The organism is Staphylococcus lutrae (genome assembly GCF_002101335.1).
Taxonomy (GTDB): Bacteria; Bacillota; Bacilli; order Staphylococcales; family Staphylococcaceae; genus Staphylococcus; species Staphylococcus lutrae.
Genome location: NZ_CP020773.1, coordinates 1,747,350 through 1,767,435, shown reverse-complemented (window position 1 = coordinate 1,767,435; position 20,086 = coordinate 1,747,350). Strand labels below are relative to the sequence as shown.

The 20,086-nt window shown below is 37.9% G+C and carries 18 protein-coding genes; 8 read left to right on the top strand and 10 right to left on the bottom strand.

The genetic code is table 11. The features are described 5' to 3' along the window. Positions 1-22: 22 nt before the first annotated feature. From secA to fakB1, 5 genes are all read right to left on the bottom strand, one after another. Positions 23-2,551: a preprotein translocase subunit SecA gene (gene secA, locus B5P37_RS08140; protein WP_085237753.1), complete on the bottom strand. Its 2,529-nt coding sequence runs from the start codon at positions 2,549-2,551 to the stop codon at positions 23-25. Between the two features lie 362 nt (positions 2,552-2,913). After that, entirely contained in the window at positions 2,914-3,474 is a 561-nt protein-coding gene (hpf, locus tag B5P37_RS08135) for a ribosome hibernation-promoting factor, HPF/YfiA family (protein WP_085237752.1), read from the bottom strand. Positions 3,475-3,538: 64 nt separating this feature from the next. After that, entirely contained in the window at positions 3,539-4,186 is a 648-nt protein-coding gene (locus B5P37_RS08130) for a ComF family protein (RefSeq protein ID WP_240622354.1), read from the bottom strand. Between the two features lie 17 nt (positions 4,187-4,203). Beyond that, a complete protein-coding gene (locus B5P37_RS08125; protein WP_085237751.1) occupies positions 4,204-5,490 on the bottom strand; it encodes a DEAD/DEAH box helicase family protein in 1,287 nt (428 codons plus the stop codon). Positions 5,491-5,742: 252 nt separating this feature from the next. Then, the gene (gene fakB1 / locus B5P37_RS08120) at positions 5,743-6,630 is read right to left on the bottom strand and encodes a fatty acid kinase binding subunit FakB1 (protein ID WP_085237750.1); all 888 of its coding nucleotides are present in this window, start codon (positions 6,628-6,630) and stop codon (positions 5,743-5,745) included. A gap of 230 nt (positions 6,631-6,860) precedes the next feature. On the opposite strand from fakB1, the gene B5P37_RS08115 reads away from it, so the two are divergent. Further along, positions 6,861-7,508, top strand: a complete 648-nt coding sequence (locus B5P37_RS08115; protein WP_085237749.1) for a YigZ family protein — start codon at positions 6,861-6,863, stop codon at positions 7,506-7,508. A gap of 381 nt (positions 7,509-7,889) precedes the next feature. Here B5P37_RS08115 and B5P37_RS08110 read toward each other — a convergent pair whose 3' ends face one another. Then, complete coding sequence (locus B5P37_RS08110) at positions 7,890-8,945, bottom strand: glycosyltransferase family 4 protein (RefSeq protein ID WP_085237748.1); 1,056 nt, start codon at positions 8,943-8,945, stop codon at positions 7,890-7,892. Positions 8,946-9,389: 444 nt separating this feature from the next. Between B5P37_RS08110 and gdpS the strand changes: the two genes are divergently transcribed. The 4 genes from gdpS to pepT all read left to right on the top strand — a co-directional run bounded on the left by gdpS (position 9,390) and on the right by pepT (position 13,287). Further along, positions 9,390-10,460, top strand: coding sequence for a GGDEF domain-containing protein GdpS (gene gdpS / locus B5P37_RS08100; protein WP_085237746.1), 1,071 nt, complete (start codon positions 9,390-9,392; stop codon positions 10,458-10,460). Between the two features lie 292 nt (positions 10,461-10,752). After that, positions 10,753-11,514: a threonine/serine exporter family protein gene (locus B5P37_RS08095; protein ID WP_085237745.1), complete on the top strand. Its 762-nt coding sequence runs from the start codon at positions 10,753-10,755 to the stop codon at positions 11,512-11,514. A gap of 69 nt (positions 11,515-11,583) precedes the next feature. Next, positions 11,584-12,036: a threonine/serine exporter family protein gene (locus B5P37_RS08090; RefSeq protein WP_425319124.1), complete on the top strand. Its 453-nt coding sequence runs from the start codon at positions 11,584-11,586 to the stop codon at positions 12,034-12,036. A 21-nt stretch (positions 12,037-12,057) separates the two neighbouring features. Beyond that, complete coding sequence (gene pepT, locus B5P37_RS08085) at positions 12,058-13,287, top strand: peptidase T (protein ID WP_085237743.1); 1,230 nt, start codon at positions 12,058-12,060, stop codon at positions 13,285-13,287. A 71-nt stretch (positions 13,288-13,358) separates the two neighbouring features. Here the strand turns inward: pepT and B5P37_RS08080 are convergent, their stop codons facing one another. The 3 genes from B5P37_RS08080 to B5P37_RS08070 all read right to left on the bottom strand — a co-directional run bounded on the left by B5P37_RS08080 (position 13,359) and on the right by B5P37_RS08070 (position 16,317). Continuing rightward, positions 13,359-14,474, bottom strand: a complete 1,116-nt coding sequence (locus tag B5P37_RS08080; RefSeq protein ID WP_085237742.1) for a glycerate kinase — start codon at positions 14,472-14,474, stop codon at positions 13,359-13,361. A gap of 459 nt (positions 14,475-14,933) precedes the next feature. Beyond that, positions 14,934-15,254 carry a bacillithiol system redox-active protein YtxJ gene (gene ytxJ / locus B5P37_RS08075; protein WP_085237741.1) on the bottom strand — a complete coding sequence of 107 codons (321 nt, stop codon included), beginning with the start codon at positions 15,252-15,254 and terminating at the stop codon, positions 14,934-14,936. A gap of 172 nt (positions 15,255-15,426) precedes the next feature. Continuing rightward, positions 15,427-16,317, bottom strand: coding sequence for an EMYY motif lipoprotein (locus B5P37_RS08070; protein ID WP_085237740.1), 891 nt, complete (start codon positions 16,315-16,317; stop codon positions 15,427-15,429). A gap of 109 nt (positions 16,318-16,426) precedes the next feature. Between B5P37_RS08070 and B5P37_RS08065 the strand changes: the two genes are divergently transcribed. From B5P37_RS08065 to B5P37_RS08055, 3 genes are all read left to right on the top strand, one after another. After that, complete coding sequence (locus B5P37_RS08065; protein ID WP_085237739.1) at positions 16,427-16,948, top strand: GrpB family protein; 522 nt, start codon at positions 16,427-16,429, stop codon at positions 16,946-16,948. A gap of 140 nt (positions 16,949-17,088) precedes the next feature. Further along, positions 17,089-18,018, top strand: coding sequence for a UDP-N-acetylmuramate dehydrogenase (gene murB / locus B5P37_RS08060; protein ID WP_085237738.1), 930 nt, complete (start codon positions 17,089-17,091; stop codon positions 18,016-18,018). 26 nt (positions 18,019-18,044) lie between these two features. After that, positions 18,045-18,359 (top strand): CHY zinc finger protein, encoded by a 315-nt coding sequence (locus B5P37_RS08055; protein WP_085237737.1) that lies wholly within the window; start codon positions 18,045-18,047, stop codon positions 18,357-18,359. Positions 18,360-18,977: 618 nt separating this feature from the next. Here B5P37_RS08055 and nrdF read toward each other — a convergent pair. After that, positions 18,978-19,946: a class 1b ribonucleoside-diphosphate reductase subunit beta gene (gene nrdF, locus B5P37_RS08050; protein WP_085237736.1), complete on the bottom strand. Its 969-nt coding sequence runs from the start codon at positions 19,944-19,946 to the stop codon at positions 18,978-18,980. Between the last annotated feature and the right edge of the window lie 140 nt (positions 19,947-20,086).

Sequence of the window (20,086 nt, the reverse complement as noted above, 5' to 3'; positions counted from 1 at the left end):
CTCTATCATATATATTGTCAGGCTATTGACCATGACAATTTTTATACTTTTTACCGCTTCCACATGGACAAGGTTCATTACGCCCAACCTCTGGCTCTTTTACGATAGGTTTTTGCTTTACTTTTTCTTTACCGTCATCTGCAGATACATGTTTACCTTCTAGTGCTTTTGTTTTTTCACGTTCTACATCTTCATCTACCGTGATAACCGATTTTAAAATATACTTACTTACGTCTTCTTCAATACTTTGCATCATAATATCAAAAAGTTGATGACCTTCATTTTGATAATCACGTAATGGGTTTTGCTGACCGTATGAACGCAAATGAATCCCTTGTCTCAATTGGTCCATCGTATCGATATGAGACGTCCAATGATCATCAATAGAACGCAATAAAATCATACGTTCAAATTCCGGCATACGCTCACCGAGTTGCGCTTTTTGATGTGCATAGGATGCTTCAATTTTTTCCCAAATAACATCAAATATATCTTCGCGATCTTTACCATTCACTTCAGCTTCTGTCAATTCTCCTTCATGTAAGAAGACATCTTGAACATAATGAAGCAACGGCTCGTAATTCATTTTTTCTTCATCTTCATTGACATAGTATTGCAGTGCACGATTCAACGTCGATTTCATCATTTGAATGACGAGTTCTGAGCTTTCTGCTTCATCAATAATTTGATTTCGCTCTTCATACATAATTTCACGTTGTTTACGCAATACTTCGTCATACTCTAAAATACGTTTACGCGCATCAAAGTTATTTCCTTCCACACGTTTTTGTGCAGATTCAACTGCGCGAGAAACCATTTTAGATTCAATCGGCGTAGAATCATCCATACCTAAACGGTTCATCATTGCCTGCATACGTTCCGTACCGAAACGGACCATTAAATCATCTTGTAACGAGAGATAAAAACGGCTGTCCCCTTTATCTCCTTGACGGCCCGAACGACCACGCAACTGATCATCAATTCGACGTGATTCATGTCGTTCTGTCCCAATTACAGCTAATCCACCAAGCGCTTCGACACCTTCGCCTAATTTTATGTCTGTCCCACGTCCAGCCATGTTCGTCGCAATGGTTACAGCACCTTTTTGTCCCGCACCAGATACAATTTCTGCTTCTTTTTCGTGGTTTTTAGCATTTAACACACTGTGACGAATACCACGTTTCTTTAATAGTTCAGAAATATATTCAGACGTTTCTACAGCTACCGTACCAAGTAAGACAGGTTGACCACGTCGGTGTTTTTCTATAACTTCTTCCACAACGGCGTTAAATTTTCCTTTTTGGCTCACATAAATCAAGTCAGCACGATCCACACGCTGTACAGGTCGGTTCGTTGGAATTTGCGTCACTGTCATATTGTAAATATTACGGAATTCTTCTTCTTCCGTTTTAGCCGTCCCTGTCATACCTGCTAACTTATTGTACATTCTGAAATAGTTTTGGAAAGTAATCGAAGCCATCGTTTTAGATTCATTTTGAATTTGTACATTTTCTTTCGCTTCAATCGCTTGATGTAATCCTTCTGAGAAACGTCGACCCGGCATCGTTCGTCCTGTGAATTGGTCTACAATAAGAATTTCACCATCAGTGACCATGTAGTCAACGTCACGTTGCATTGTATAATGCGCGCGTAAAGCGAGGTTGATGTGATGAATGATATCCACATGTTTTACATCATATAAGTTGTCGATTTTAAACATTCTCTCAGCTTTATCGATTCCTTGCTCCGTTAATTGAATACTTTTCGTTTGCACATCGTAATTATAATCATCTTCAGCTTTAAGCATTTTCGAAAATACATTTGCTTGTGTATAAAGTGAAGTCGACTTTTCTGCTTCACCTGAAATAATTAGTGGCGTACGTGCTTCATCAATTAAAATAGAGTCAACCTCATCAATAATTGCAAAATGAAGCGGACGCATGACACGATCCTCTTTATAATTCACCATGTTATCACGCAAATAGTCAAAGCCGAGCTCATTATTAGTACTGTATGTGATATCTCTGCTATAAGCCTCGCGTTTTTCTACTGTGCTTAAGCTGTTCAAGTTCAATCCTACCGTCAATCCTAGAAAATTATAGAGTTCTGTCATTTCTTCACTTTGAACACTCGATAAATATTCATTGACTGTAATGACGTGCACACCGCGCCCTGTTAATGCATTCAAGTACGTCGGCATCGTTGCCGTTAATGTTTTACCTTCACCTGTTCTCATCTCTGCAATATCACCATTATGAATGGCAATCCCACCCATAATTTGTACTTTATAGGGTGTCATTTGAAAAACACGTATGGAAGCTTCACGCACGAGCGCAAATGCCTCAGGTAAAATCTCATCTAATTTGTGATTCTGCTTTTTAATATCTTCTATCTTTTGCACTTCTTCTTGAAAAGCTTTCGTTTTTGCTCTCATTTCTTCATCAGTTAACAATGCGATATCTTTTTCTAGTGCAATGACTTTATCTGCTAATTTACTTAAACGTTTGACTTCTCGCTTATTACCGTCAATCATTTTAGTTAAAAAACCCATTTTGTTCGCTCCTTTAGCCTTAAAACTGTATCGCTTACAACTATCCATCATACCATTTCTAGGTATAAATTTATACTTAAACCACTTTGTATCATTCAGACACTCCCACAATCTGATTATAATACCCTATTCGCTCAAATCCCAATGTCTTGTCTGAAACGGTATGAATAAACAAACAAGGGGCAAGTTTCAAATCTAACGTCGTACATTAGATTTTTTCGCTTGCCCCTTCTCATGATGAATGCCTAAATGTCCTGCACTCATCTCTACCATTTTCTTTAAAATCGTTTCCCAATACGCACCGTGCGTCTATAGAAACAACAGTAATCAGACATGTTTCAATGCCTCGTTAAAGAAAATTGTTATTCAGTTTCAATCAGGCCATATTTGCCATCTTTTCGACGGTAAACAATGCTTGTGCCATCTGTTTCACGATCATTGAACACGAAGAAATCGTGACCTAATAAATTCATTTGTAAAACAGCTTCTTCAGAGTCCATTGGCTTCAAGCTAAATGTTTTAGAACGAATAATCTCAATGTCAGAATCAATCGCTTCGCTTTCAGGTTCTGGTTCCACTGCTTCAACTTCAGTAAAGATATCTTCTTCATAACCACGGTCTCTATTTTTACGATTGACGCGTGTTTTATACTTACGTACTTGACGTTCAAGTTTGTTATTAATCAAATCAATTCCCGCATACAAATCATCATGACGCTCTTCCGCACGAAGTGTCACATTTTTCAATGGGATCGTCACTTCAATTTTAGTACTAGAATTTTGGTATGTTTTTACTTTAACATGTGCTGTTGCATTAGGTACATGCGTAAAGTAACGTTCCAATTTACCAATTTTTTCCTCAATATAATTTCTCATTGCATCTGTGATTGTGAGGTTGTCTCCATGAATTTCAAAGTTAATCATAGTGCTCGCTCCTTTCAACCTCTTTTTATAATTTATTTCTTACTTATATTTTAACATGTTTGTGCTATCTCGCAAATGTTAACATACTTAATTTTCTGACTTTTTGTTGTAATAATACATGTCCTGCACAATGTGCCGTATGTCCAGTCGTGTAAATATCATCTATTAGGAGAACTGATCTGTTTTCTATACAAATATCACTTTCGAAATAAATGGGATTCGGGGCATGGTGACGTTGTACGGATGAGAGTGCAAACTGTTTCGAACGCGGATGCATCTTTAAACAAGGGAGAAAATTCCGACGTTGCGCGGTGAGTACCATTTGCACAGGATTAAACGTACGTTGAAAATCATGTTGTTCGCTTGAAGGCATTGGAATAATGAGTTCATCAGGACGGTGTGGAATGCGGACATAAGCAGCAAAAATTTCTGCAATCGCAACATCATTGAGAAATTTAAATTGATGCATGAGTGTTTTTACAAAATGTTGATAGTGAAATTGGGCATTGATATTTTCAAAACAAACATCTCGATATTGCAGGTCACGACAACTTATACAACACCCCGTTTCATCTAATACGCCTTTGCAATACGTACATCTCCCCATCTCGTCAAACCGACATGCTGTCATTGCTTCGTGACATGTCGGACATAGCACCGGTGCACGCTTAAACAATTGACTGACAAGCAATGTTTCTTGTATCGGTGTCATACAAAATCGACATCGCTTCAATCTAACCAGCCTCGCGCTTTCGCAACTCTATTCATTTGTTGCAACTGTCGTCGTGCTTGATACATCGCCCTTGTACGTCCTTGATGAAAAAAGCATACTTCACCGTTTGGACAAGTGGCTTTACGTCCAACACGCCCCGCAATTTGAATCAATGCGGTTGATGTATAGCGATGACTATCCATCACCCATACGTCTAAAAAAGGCATGGTAAAGCCTCGTTCTAATATTGTTGTCGTTAACATGATTTTATACGTGCCATTTCTTAATTCTGACACTTTTGTTAAACGGTCAGGATCATCGCTATAGACGAAACCCAATCGACTTACTTTGGATGCATATGTTCGATAAAATTGCTTCATTTCGCGAATATCACTAAAAAACAATAATGTCGTTCGTTGTCGTTGTAGCTGTTTTTGCATCTTTGTTAGCAAATGCCGTTGTAACTTTTTTGTGCGGAGATTGAAATATTTAAAAATAGGAATCACCAGTGGTTGACGATGATACCTTGCCGGTAATGTCACTGTATGTGCCTCATCAAATTGTTTTTTTAAAGTTTTTGGTGGCGTCGCGCTCATATAAATTAAAGCTTTTTCACTTCTCGCAGCACGTTCGATTGTTTCCATTAATGCCGGATCCATCGATAATGGAAAAGCATCGACTTCATCGACAAAGATGACATGAAAATGACTTCTGAAGCGGTACAGTTGATGTACCGTCGCAACCACAAAATGTGCGTGATATCGCTGTCGGCATGCTTGGTGTAAAACATCGATAGCCTCGTCTGAAAAAGCTTGTTTGAGTCGCTCGCTAACCTCAATGACAACGTCTAAACGTGGTGAAACGACCGCTACGTTTTTACCTTGACATCGTGCTTGAGCGATTGCTTCAAACATCATCTCTGTTTTCCCTGCTCCAGTCACTGCATGAAGTAATAAAGCATCATTATTTTCTACAGCTTTTACAATCGTTTCAGATGCATACTGCTGTTGTGCCGATAACTGAAATGACAAGTGATAGTTTGCTATGGAAGGCGCCGTCAAGCTTCTCATTGTATACACATCCGTATGACTATCCATACGTCCCATATTCAAACAATGGCGGCAATATACGACTTTTTCATTATACCGAGGGCTATCATATTGATAAAAATGGTAAGGACGTCTAGTCGTACATCGATGACATTGCCACCCATGTAAAGTATGTGTTACGCCTTTTTCAACGTTAACAATGTCCTTTGAATCATAAGCCGTCACATCAGTGATTAATTGACCATTGGGATACATAGATATCCTCCTTTCATCAATGTACACGCATCAGCACATAAAATTACTTCATGACTCTGACATTTTTCAAAAAACATGTGCACGTTCATCTACATAAAAAAAGAGAATAGGCTAATCCCCCATTCTCAACAAGTTGATTCATGCATTCATTTAATTCAATTTCAACAGTGATTCCATTTTCTTTTTATAATTGGAATATGGCATCGATATTTCAAGAAACCGACGCAAAAATTCATGAAAATAACCAAAACATCATTGGCGCTCGACATTAACCGAATCGGGTACTTCAACACGTCGATTGACCACACCGATACCAAAGCTTCCTAATCCTAAGTGGGACGTAATTACAGGCCCCAATTCTGAAAACACAATATTTTTATCGGGATACTTCACTTTAAGTGATTCATAGACGCGTTGAGATTCATCTCTGTCATTGCCACCAATCACCATGACAGTTGCTTCATCGAATTCATTTGCGCGTTCAATAACTTTCTCTTCAATCACCTTTAATGCACGTTTTTTTGTACGTACTTTTTCATACGGTACGATAAGTCCCTCTTCAAAAGTAAGAACAGGTTTCATCTTCAATAAATTACCTATCCATGCTTGAGCCCCTGTAATCCGCCCACTCTTGTACAAATTTTTCAAATCATCAACGACAAGAAATGCGCCGACATGTTGGACCATGTCATCTAAATCTTTTAAGATGTCTTCTACTGTTTTGCCTTCTTCTATTAATTCTAAAGCGCGTAAAGCCATGATACCTTCTGGTAAACAAGCAATTTTCGAATCAACAGGGTGGACACGTATCCCTTCAACCATGCCCGCAGCTTGTACAGCTGTTTGATATGTGCCACTAATCCCACTTGAAAGATGCACCACAATAATATCCGTGTATCCCTCTTCCCTATACGCTTCATAGGCATGAATCATTTCACCTATAGCGGGTTGACTTGTCGTCGGAATGGTGTCGGACTCCTTTAAAATTTGATGAAATTCATCTGCAAAAATCGAAATATTTTCTTTAAAGTTATCACCATTTTCTAAAGTAATACTTAAAGGAACTGTTCGAATATTACTTTTTTGTAATATATGTTGGGGGATATAGCTTGTCGAATCAGTCATTACAGCTATTTTCATATTCCTTCCTCCTCTTAAATGAATCACTAATTTATCAATAATGATTATTTTTAAACATTGGGTCTTTCGCGCTTTCATTTACATGTACTGACACGTTCGTTTATAACAAATTCCACTATCGTTTGTCATTACTTTTTACAGCATCAACACTACGCACATTCCGACCTTTAAGTTGGTTCTCATTATAGTATAATAGATTCAACAATTATTACAATAAAGGGGGATCTGATGTGACAGATTCAGTGATAACGATCAAAGGCGAACACATCATAGAAAATGTAATCAGTAAGTCGCGCTTCATCGCACATATCAAACCTGTACAAAGTGAAGATGAAGCCAAAGCATTTATTGCTGCGAAGAAAAAAGAGCATCGTGAAGCCACTCATAATTGCTCAGCCTATACAATTGGAGATACGATGTTGATTCAAAAAGCGCACGATGATGGTGAACCTAGTGGAACTGCAGGCGTTCCGATGTTGGAAATGTTAAAAAAACTTGAAGTTCACGATGCAGTTGTCGTCGTAACACGTTATTTTGGTGGTATCAAACTAGGAACAGGCGGACTTATTCGTGCATACGGTGGCGCTGTACGCGATGTGATTCAAGATGTCGGTCGCGTTGCTTTAAAACCGGCCATTCCAGTTCAAATTTCAATGGCTTATGATTTAACTGGCAAATTTGAATACGAACTTCAATCCACCACTTTTATCCTCCGAGATACGCGCTATACCGATCAAGTCACTTACCACATTGACGTACTCGAAGCAGACTATGAAACGTTCGTACAATTTGCGAACCAACATACACAAGGTAAATACGAATTAGAAACGAAACCCGTCATGCGTCTTCCGTTTGATATTGACACATCTGTAGATTGAACAATCCAAAGACGGTTCACCCCATCAATATACCGTAAAACGATTTGAATCAATTCATTACGCTAACAATCATCCTTTCCGGTCCGATTTAAGAGTCCGGAAGGTTTTTTCTTTTCATGACATCTTTATACAACGCATTTGGTACAACAAACCGCTTACCGAAACCATATGATTAAATGGGCTCAAATCACAAAAATCTCCCATCCAAAAGATGAGAGCTTATCCAATTCATACGAATATCATTTTAAAAAGAGAGGGAAACTTCAACATTGATGTTATAAATGTCTTGTCCCCTCATTGGATGTGCGATGACATGCGCATCAAAATGCAATGGCTTGGCATTTCATTTCAATTTAATTCAAATGAGATTGCCCAATCGATTTACTTTCCTTTTGACCGCTTTCTTTTCGATAACAAATTGAGCAACGGACGATAATCATCATCGATTAAACCTGTAAACTCAACAATCAGTTCTATTGTAATCACGATAAGAATCATCATCAAAAAGACGCCCCACGGTTCAGAAAGGTAAAGAATGATGCTGACAACACTAAACATAAATGCAATAGAATAGATTAAAGTGACAGTTTGACGATGCGTATAACCCAGTTCTAAAAGTTTGTGATGCAAATGTGATTTATCTGCTTGCATAATATGTTGTCCCTTTTTCACCCTGCGAATCATTGCAAATAATGTATCGATAAACGGGACTGCAAGAATAACAATAGGGAAAAACAAAGAAATAAAAGTAATGTTTTTAAAACCAAGTAACGATACAAAACCAATAATAAAACCGATGCATAATGCCCCACTGTCTCCTAAAAAAATCTTAGCTGGATGAAAGTTAAAAGCGAGAAATCCAAATAACGCACCGATTAAAACACTACAAATCATGATAATAAAGATGTTGCCTTGAAGAATGGCAATAAAGGCTATTGTCGCCAGTGCAATGACTGATACCCCTGCTGCCAAACCATCTAGCCCATCGATTAAATTAATGGCATTCGTTATGGCTACAATCCAAAAAATAGTTATCGGAACGCTCAGCCAACCAAAATATAGAGTAGGACCAATAGGTATAGAAATAAAGTCGATCGTTACACCGTAGGATACGACAATTAAAGCCGCTGCAATTTGACCTAATAATTTGATAATCGGCTTTAAATCATATAAATCATCAATCAAACCTACCAAATACATAACAATTGCACCAAGTAACAAAGGCTTGATTTCTCGTTCAATGGGATGTCCAAGCCAAACGCCTATAAAAAAAGACAATAGTATTGCTGAACCCCCAAGCATTGAGATAGGCTTAGTGTGTATCTTACGGAAGTTGGGTTTATCTACAATATCTAACTTTTTTGAAACAGCAATTACAATTGGTGTAATTATTAAACTGACTATCATTGAGACGCCAATGAGTGTTAAAGTATACATCAGTTCACCTACATTACAGGAAAATTTTCTTCATTAAATAATTAACAAGTGACATCGGTTGAGACCCAAATGCCAAAACGCAATGATCCCCCTCAACAAGCAAGAAACGATCTATTACAAACGATGATGCGCGATTGTTATGAAATGATTCATCCGTTCATACCCAACCATTTAAAAGTCATCATCAAAATCGAGTTAACATATGTATTTTACATTAATTTCACATTATATCAAAACATCATACAAAAATAATCTTTTTATATACCGCACTAAAACAGAGAGGCCAAAAAGTTTAGATACATGTCTATTCTATCATATCTTCGCTTGCAAGTTTCGCTAAAAAGATTTCAGCATTCATAAAACCTTTTTGATTATAAAAACTAATGACAAATTGTAACATTTCACATACAATAACTAAGGGTAACGAAAAGGAGTCGCATAAATATGATTGAAGCTATTATCTATAATATTTCAGTAACAATCGCCGGAATTTATCTGTTTCATCGTCTTCAATATGCCGAATCTCACGACTTTAGATTTTCCAAAAGCTATATTACGGTGTTGATGACCATTGTTGGATTATTGCTAGCCTTTCATCCTATTCCGATTGAAAGCTACCACATTCAACTTTCTTTTCTTCCTTTACTTTTTTTAGGTAGATACACGAACTCATTTTACACACTATTTGCAGCAGTCATTATCGCCCTTGTTGGCTATTTTGTGATTGCGACAACATTAACATACGCTGTCGCACTGCTCGTCATCGCTGCGATTATTAGTACAATTGGACCTTTTATAAAGCAAAAGCATGTCTATGCTATTCAAATTTTAAATGTTTTAAGCGTAATGATTTTAGCGATTATCGCTCTGTTTATGCCTTCATATGATATTAAAGAAGTCTTTTATTTAGTTCCTATATCTATGATTGCAACCTTTATCACAGCGATTTTTTATGTCGATTTATTACGATTTTTCTCATTAATTGATCGCTACGAGCATGAAGATACAGTGGATTATTTAACAGGTTTAGGCAACGTGAAAGAGTTCGACCGACACTTAAACACCGTCTCCTCGATCGCTGAAAAAAAACATCACAGTTTGGCATTATTGCTCATCGATATTGATGGATTTAAAGATGTCAATGATGCCTATACACATCGTGCAGGCGATGCAGTATTAAAACAAATGTCGCACCTTTTACAAAATTATGTCCCTCAATCGACACGGATTTTCCGTAACGGTGGAGAAGAGTTTTCAATTGTATTGGAAGATTACACTTTAGATGCCTGTGTCAAACTGGCCGAAAGTATCCGAAAAGCAGTTGAAAAATCGAACTTTCATTTGCCTGAAAAAGTGGTCATTAAACTGTCCGTATCTATCGGTGTGGGTTATTTGACACCTGACAGTCCTAAATCACAGCGCAAATTGTTTAAAGATGCCGATGACATGTTACATGTGGCTAAAAATGAAGGCCGTAATAAGGTCATGTTTAGTCCGATTATTCATTTACAATAACGCATCTCGATACATCTAGAGACGAGTCATCTTAAAGTGATCCCGTCTCTTTTTGTTTGCATACCTCTACTGATCATATTGTTATGTTTTTAGTAAGATAAAAGTGAATTTTTAAGTATTCTAAACATCGTCATTGTTCGATTATGTCGTTTCACTACACAACATGTCATCACATGGTTGTGTATGCTCAGAACATTCCCATCATTACAGCCCTTTATCTTTTGTGATGTAATGATTGCATCAGTACTTATTCCCATGTAGACTGACTATTGATAAGAAAGGAGATTCAGTCATGACACAAGGCCTCACTATCATTGATGAAAATAAAGTGATTGATATCGTCTTACTGGCTGGTAAGGTGTTGTTAGAGAGCGGTGCTGAAACTTATCGCGTTGAAGATACTATGGGACGTATTGCCGCAAGCTTTGGGCTTGAAGATACTTATGCATTTGTGACGTCTACCGCTATTATTTTTTCATTGAACGACCGAACGAACACACGGCTCGTCCGTGTGCGTGATCGTACAACAGATTTGGAAAAAATTGCGCTTGCTAATAATATTTCACGTAAAATTTCTCAAAATGCTTTATCCATAGATGATGCGAAAGCTGAGTTAATTCATCTTGAACATGCTTCACTGCAATACTCATCAGTGATTAAATTTTTAGCTGCATCCATTGCCTGTGGTTTCTTTTTATTTATGTTTGGTGGCGGACCACATGATTTCATTTATGCTGTCATCGCCGGCGGGGGCGCTTTCTTAACTTTTGATCTCGTACAACGCTTTATTCAGATTAAATTTTTCTCAGAATTTATCAGTGCGATGGTCGTTATTGCAATTGCCTCCTTCTTTACTCGTATCGGCTGGGCAACGGATCAAGATATTATTACTATTGCAGGTGTCATGCCGCTTGTACCAGGAATTTTAATTACGAATGCAATCCGTGACTTAATGGCAGGCGAATTACTTGCTGGAATGTCACGCGGTGTGGAAGCCGCATTGACTGCTTTTGCAATCGGTGCAGGTGTGGCAATCGTATTACTCATTTTGTAGAAAGAGGTGTGGAAGTTGAGTGAGACGCTTTATTATATTGCACAATTTTTGATTAGCTTTGTATCGACAATGCTCTTTTCAGTTATATTTAATGCCCCCAAACGTCTGCTTCTCGCTTCAGGCTTTGTCGGTGCGATGGGTTGGACGATTTATAAAATCACTGTCGATATGCATTATGGTATCGTTATGGCTGCATTCCTCGGAAGCTTTATTTTGGCGATAATGAGTCATACAATGAGTCGTCGCTATAAACGTCCCGTGATTATATTTATCGTTCCCGGAATTATCCCATTAGTTCCCGGAGGCGCTGCATATGAGGCAACACGCCTTCTCGTTACAAATGCATATACATCCGCTGTCAATCAATTTTTAGAAGTGACATTGACATCTGGGGCTATCGCTTTTGGAATCCTTTGCGCTGAGATTTTCTATTACATTTATACACGCTTCAAACACGCATATGGTAAACTTAGAGGAAAGCATTATCGCAAAGGCTATCACATGAACAATCGTATTTCATAGATAAAGAAGGAGTGTTTACATATGAAAAACCAGATCATCGAAAGATTATCACGCTACGCTAAAATCAATACACAATCTGATCCGACAAGTGACGCAACACCTTCCACTGAGCGCCAATGGGACTTATTGCGCCTATTAGAACAAGAACTACAAGCAATGGGACTTCCAACTGATATCGACGATCATGGATACCTTTTCGCTACATTAGAAGCTAATATCGAAGGAGACTTTCCTACAGTTGGCTTTTTGGCTCATGTGGATACTTCACCAGACTTCAACGCTGCAAACGTGAATCCACAAATCATTGATGCCTATGATGGCGGTGTGATCACTTTAGGAACTTCTGGTCGTGAAATCGATCCTGAAGTGTTCCCTGATATCCTCAAAGTGAAAGGCCATACCTTAATGACAACAGATGGCACTTCCCTTCTTGGCGCAGACGATAAAGCTGGCGTCGTAGAAATTATGGAAGCATTGCAATATCTGCTCGAACATCCAGAAATTAAACACGGTCGTATTCGTGTTGGTTTTACGCCAGACGAAGAAATTGGTCGCGGTCCTCACAAATTCGATGTTGAACGTTTCAATGCTGATTTTGCCTATACAATGGATGGCAGTCAATTGGGTGAATTGCAATTCGAAAGTTTCAACGCTGCTGAAGCACAGATTACTTTTGAAGGCGTCAATGTCCATCCTGGTTCAGCAAAAGACAAAATGGTCAACGCCTTAAATCTTGCGCATGCATTCCATCAAGCTTTGCCCGAAAAGGAAGTCCCCGAGCATACAGAAGGCTACGAAGGTTTTTTCCACTTAATGCATATGACGGGTAATGTAGAAAAAGTAACCTCACAGTATATCATTCGTGATCATGATGCCCAGTCGTTTGAAAATAGAAAACAGCGCCTTGTCTCTATTCAAAAAGAACTCAATGCGCGTTATCATTATGACCCGGTTCACCTTACCATTCATGATCAATATCGCAATATGGCTGAAAAAATCAAACCATTACAATATATTATCGACATTCCAACTGCTGTGTATTCAGACCTTAACATTACACCGAATACAGCACCGATTCGCGGTGGTACGGATGGCTCGCAACTTTCATTTATGGGATTGCCTACACCGAACTTGTTCACAGGTTGTGACAATTTCCATGGCCCTTATGAATATGCATCTATTGATGTTATGGCTCAAGCTGTACAAGTCATTTTAGGCATTGTTCAAAAAATAGTAATAACAAAAGAATAGCCATACAGAAATAGACCTTTACCATTTTCAAAAAAATGATAAAGGTCTATTTCTTTCACATATCATTCGATTTACTGAAATGATGTCTGTAATAATCGAATCGCCTGTATGACATCATTTCTTAATTGCACACCCATTTTAAAATCAGGTAATGATTTTGGCATATCAATAAACGTGTTAAACATTGCTGTCACACCTAGTGCTTCGAAACGTTCAAACTTGTCTCTAGTCCCACAAATAGCAATTGAAGGCTTGCCATGCTGATGACAAAGTTCAGCAATTCTTAATGAAGAGGTCTCAATCATTTCATCTTGTTCATCAATCCCCTCACCAAAGACAACCAAATCGGCTTGTTCCACTAATCGATTCAAACCTGTAATTTGATCGACTAATTCATGGCTCGTACAGATTTCAGCATTAAACAATGCATGCATCGTTGCTGCTATGCCGCCGCCTGCACCACCTCTGTGAACCGACCCCAGTACAAGATGATGCTGATGTTTGAATAGCTCACTCCAATACCATAACAAATTGTCAATCGTCACTGCCTCTTCACGATTCATTTGATAGTGACGGTAGGTTTTCATAATAGCACTTTGTTTACCATATAACTTACTTTCAAAGTCCGTCACAATTTGAATGCGACATGCTTTCAAGCCAGCATGTAAGTGTTGTAGATCAATTTGACGCACATGCTTGATGGCGTCACTCCCTTTTGTCATATCCACAATGCGACCTTCATCATCGTAAAAACGCGCACCTAGCGCCTGTAACATACCTGCGCCACCATCGAATGTATCGATGGCACCGACAGAAATGATCATATGTTGTGCGTTTTTATCTAACGCATGGCGAATGACCTCACCCAAACCAAAACTGGTATGTGTCACGTACGCCTCGTTACCCGTTAAAAATTGGCCCGCTTCAATCACTGTCAGTCCATCATCTGTTTGACCATATGTCACATCTTTTTGTTGCATCATTGCATCATGTGCAGTCATTCGATATTGCGTTCCTGATTTCCACAAAAATATAGCATTGAGTAGTTCTCTTCTACCATTAAATAGTGGGACTTGTACAATATCAGCCTCTGTAATCTGACTCGCAATGCCTTCCTCTATATAACGATTGGCATCGTAACTAGAAATAATGCCGTTAAATTCATCCATTGCAACTAAGACTTTCATGTTTTCACCCTCTTATCTTTCTTGTTTTATCATAAAAATTTTAATTTTAAAGTTAATCCGCTTATCACATTTAAGTGTCTCCCGTATCACAGCAAATTACGCGCTAGTGCATGGATACACTTAAATTGACTGCGCTTCTACATTAGGCTTCAAGCAAAACAGTATCCGTGGTTGTTCGCTCTGAATAGCCATACGACATAAATCATTCGAATGCTGAGGCATTTTCCTCTATATTATAGCCTTGTCTATCAAAAGTGTACAAACCTATTCTGTCAAATACAGTGCAACTGACATCACACCGTTCCGAGTACAAAAGTCAAAAAGCAACACATCATCCTCAATCGATGGTGTTGCTTTCATTACTTATTGATTATGTACTCGTCTTCATACGTTATTTCTAATGTTATGTCGTTTGTATTTATACCACATTCCCATCAGGCACGTCGTCCTACCTGGTACTTATTCCTCAGCTTTTGCCAGTGAAGACACGGTAATATTTTGATGATGGTCATGCCACTTCAATTCGCCATTAACAAAATAAAATGCTTGTGGTGATTCGTGTTTGACTCCCGTCTTTTCAGCAATATAATCCGATAGCTCACGCGCTTCTTGAACCACTACATAATAGCCATCCATGTCACGCTCATATAAAAATTTATTAAATTGATCAAAAGCATTGTCCGAAATTGGGCAAGTTTGACTGTGTTTTAAAATAAACACATAGTCATGCGCTTCCATTGTTTGTTCAAACTGGTCAATCGAAGTTAGCTTAATTGCCATTCTCTTCACCTCTAAATAGATTTTTCTGTCTGCCTTTTATTTAAAATGAATGCTTAGTTTTCTCAATGTTTACCATTATACACACATAATATCACCTTGTTAACCTTTAATTTTAAATCCGTTTGCATTCATACGTGCAATTTTCTATCACACAACCATTCGCACATCTCGATTAAAGTCCCATTTGATCCCGCTGATTTTCATAATCTTGATTATATTTTTCTAAATCTTCGCCTTTGGTAATTAAAGTATGCACGTCCACTTGGGATAATTTTTGATTATACGTAATTGTTTTAATACGGGCTTGATAATAACGTTCTAAACTATAATACATTTGCACAGCATCTTGACGGACTTGACTCGTCATTTCATCTTTGAGTTGGGTTTCATTCAAAGCTTTAATTTGGTCTTGAATTAATGGAATAATCTCGGTTTTTATCGTTTTAATCTGCACGTCTTCATCCTTTTCACGAATTGAGGTTTCTGCAATATTTTTTATACGTGAATTGTTTTTATCCAATTGTGCTTCAAGTTTCATACTGTCTTCGATTCCTTGTGCAGATTGCTTTGCACGGTTAAGTTGGTTTTCAACACGGCTCCGATATTTTTCAAACTGTTGTGTGTCATCCAAAATATTTTCATTCGTTTGAATTGAATTTTGGCAAAGTACGACAAATTGCTCTAATTTCTCAATTTCTTTTTCTTTACCCTCTACTCCTTTTAAATATGTTGCTTTTAATAACTTTAAATCCTTGTTCTCTGCTGGAAGTTTTTCCGCTGCTTGATGATAGTGTTTCATTTGAGGCTTTAATTTTTCATCAATTTGGTGTTTCATTTGACTAAAAGCGCGTTTATTCGCATCAGTCGTATCGGTTTGACTTAAATGATACAGCTGATTTAAATCCATCTGGTCCATCGTTTGCTTAATTTTTAGTTCTTGTTTCATCACGGTTTGCATTTGTTGATCGAATGCATGTTGTTGTTGTCGAGAAGACGGAAAACAAGCAGTCAGACCCCCTAGGGCCACCAAACTTAAAATCAACATTATCGTCCATTTTTTCATTATTACACCTCTTATTAATTCGTATTATACATAAACGTATTTAACTTGAAAATAATATATGATATAGTAATTCAGAATTATGGAAAATCACCTTATAGGAGGCTAGCTCATGTACCGTCATGTTCAACCTTTCATGACCGATGACAAATCATCATACTATCATCAACAGTATGAAACATATCATGCCCTATTATTAAATCTTTTAGACTCCCCGATTAAATTCACCCAACATATCGGTGGAACTGCCCATTTCAATTATCCAACAGAACCCATTTTAGACATTTTAGTAGGTGTGCGTAATTTACATGATATTACTGCATTAGATGAAAAAAGATTAAATTATGCAGGGTTTTATCGCCTACATCATTCATATGAAAAGAAAGTCGTCATGGCAAAATTCAATAACTTAAGCGATTTAAAACAAGACGTTCGTTTACATATTATTCAAATGCAGACCCCTACTTTTGACAAATATCAACGCTATCATGATTTATTGACACATCAATCAGATGCAATCCACTTTTTCAAAGCACAAAAAAAGGCACTTGCACAACAGCCCCTAACGATTCGCACTTATGAAACGATAAAAGCACAGTGGTTTGACGCACTTCAACAGTACACGACGTCATAGAGGTTTGGGCATGACGCGGTCCATTAAAACGGTTAAAATATAATTAAATCTATTATTGCAAAAATGGACGATTAAAATATACTTCAATAAGATAAGAAGTCGATGAGCAAAATTTTACGTTGTTATTACGGAAAGAGAGGATGTTAATTGTGAATCAATCTCGCATCTTACGGGAATTAGAATCACTTGTTCCTGTAAATACAATAAAAGTGGATGAACCCCTTAAACGTTATACGTATACAGAGACAGGAGGCAATGCTGATTTTTATATCTCGCCTGAACATTTTGAAGACGTACAAAAAATAGTAAAATACGCATATGAGCAGCAAATCCCGGTCACATATTTAGGCAATGGGTCCAATATTATTATTCGAGATGGGGGTATTCGTGGCATTGTCATAAGTTTGCTGTCTCTCAATCATATCGAAGCTTCTGATGCAACAATTATCGCCGGAAGTGGTGCGGCAATTATCGATGTATCTCGTAAAGCACGAGATTATGCATTAACTGGCCTCGAATTTGCCTGTGGTATTCCGGGGTCAATTGGTGGCGCAGTTTATATGAATGCCGGCGCTTATGGCGGTGAAGTGAAAGATGTCATTGATTATGCGTTGGTCATTAATGAGCGTGGTGATTTACTCCAATTGACACATAATGAGCTCGAATTAGATTATCGTAACAGTATTATTCAACAGCAACACTATGTCGTATTAGAGGCTGCTTTTACACTTACTCCCGGCAAACAAGTTGAAATTCAAGAGAAAATGGATGATTTAACGGCGCGTCGAGAATCGAAACAACCGCTTGAGTATCCTTCTTGCGGTAGTGTTTTTCGTCGACCACCTGGCCATTTTGCAGGCCAATTAATTCAAAACGCAAATTTACAAGGCCATCGTATTGGTGGCGTCGAAGTCTCATTGAAACATGCTGGTTTTATGGTCAATGTCGATCATGGGACTGCCACGGATTATGAAGCACTGATTCATCACGTGCAAAAAGTCGTTAAAGAAAAGTTTGATATCTCTCTAGAACGAGAAGTTCGCATCATTGGAGAGCCATTAGAAAAATAAAAATATAACTAAGGGGAGCGGGTAGAATGACACATGTTTATGGTGCAACAATTGATGATGAAACACGTTGCGTGCATTATCACACACCACTTGATATTATTGCAATTAAATTTAAATGCTGTAACAAGTATTATCCATGTTTTAAATGTCACAATGAATCTGAAAAGCATCACCCTAAGCGCTGGCATTCAGATGAGTTTGATGTACATGCCATTTTGTGTGGGGTATGTCAACATGAAATGTCGATTGAAACCTACATGATGAACGAATCTTGTCCGAAATGCAACGCACACTTTAACAATCGATGCAAGTTTCATTATCATCACTATTTTGAAATTTAAATTTTTCCAGTGGTTGAGATGACAGCTTCATCTCCTCATTTCAACCTGAACCTCTCGTATGATTAGAATGCAAGATAAATCTAACATGCGTCCGAGGATGGACATAAGAAGAGACTGACTGCATTAAAGTCTTATCATCACGCCTTAATCATCTACACAGTTACCTAAAAGACTTACGTCATTTGAGATAGCATGGCACGTAGAGGGGGAGCTACGGCTTCACCCTCTCGCGTGCATCGCATTTGCGCTCAATCATCAAATGTAACTTTTATCAATTTGAAAAAGCCTGGCCGTTTGGTCAATGCAACCGCGTCAACCTATCCACAAAAACATCACATCTCCCATTATCTCTTCCATTTTTTTCATCGCGTCCCTCTATCACTTGTTTACTCGATCATCATCAACCTAATAAGACATTCATCAATACGCTTCCACACGCTCAATCATCACACATAATAAAAGCAACCTCACCTCGGATGAGACACCACCTTCAAAGTCGCATTTAAATGGACCTTTCAGATAGGATGACCCTCGAAGTGAAGTTGCTTATGTAGCGGTGAAGTATTCAATTACGCACACGCTATCGTGCGTTATCTTATTCTTGTTGACGTCAAAACACTAGTCATTAAATACAAAATCATCATCTTGAAGTGCTTCGACATTTAACGCAAGCGTATAGCCGTCACCTTTAACTGAGAAGAAATCATGGTTTTTCGTTGATGTATCTAATGCATTTTCAATAATCGGACTGAACTCACGCTCTTCAAAATAAGGTTCAAAACCAAGATTAGACAATGCTTTGTTGCCGTTATAACGTACATAGTTCATGACATCGTCTGCTAAGCCAATCGGTTCGTATAGTTTACGCGTATAGGACTCTTCATTCGCATATAAATCTTCTAATAATTTATACATTTCTTGATCGGCTTTTTGTTTTTCACTTTCTGAAAGTTCATTGCGCAAACTTTGAGCATCTAAGCCTGTGAAAACGCCATGAATTGATTCATCAAGTAAAATTTTACGGATGATTTCACCCGATGTCGTCATGCGACCTTGGCCAGCCAAATACAATGGGTAATAGAATCCAGAATAAAATAAAAACGTTTCTAAAAACACACTTGATACGCGTGCCATATACTGATCATAAATGGAAGCTTCTTTGCCCCATAATTTGTGATAATTACTAATGATTTTTTCAGATTTGTATTTCAAATGCGGTTCTTCAAGGACCCATTTGTCTAACAATTCATTGGTTTCTTTAGAGGGTAAGAGCGTCGTGAAAATATGTGAATAGCTTTTAGCATGGATTTGTTCCATCATTCCCATAAAAGAATAAACAGCTTTTTTTCGTAAGTCTTTCGTATGCAACATGATTAAAGGCATTCCGTCATCAGCTTGATGCGTATCCAAACCCGTTAAACCTGCCAAAGCCTTTTTAAATGCTTCTTGTTCATCATCAGTTAACGTTTTCCAACTCGCAATATCTTTAGAGACTTTAAATTCAGTTTCAACCCACATTTGAGCGATGTTTTGACGCCAAAACATATTCGTCATATCTTCTTGAGTGTTCCAATTTACAGCTATCATTGATATTATTTGCTCCTATCTTTATTATGATGTACGACAAATGGGGGATAAGCGCTATACGGTGGCCTATCCCCCGCAATCGTTTAAAAACAGATGTCCCATTTCAAGACATATTGGGGTCTCGCTTTTCCGTATTTATA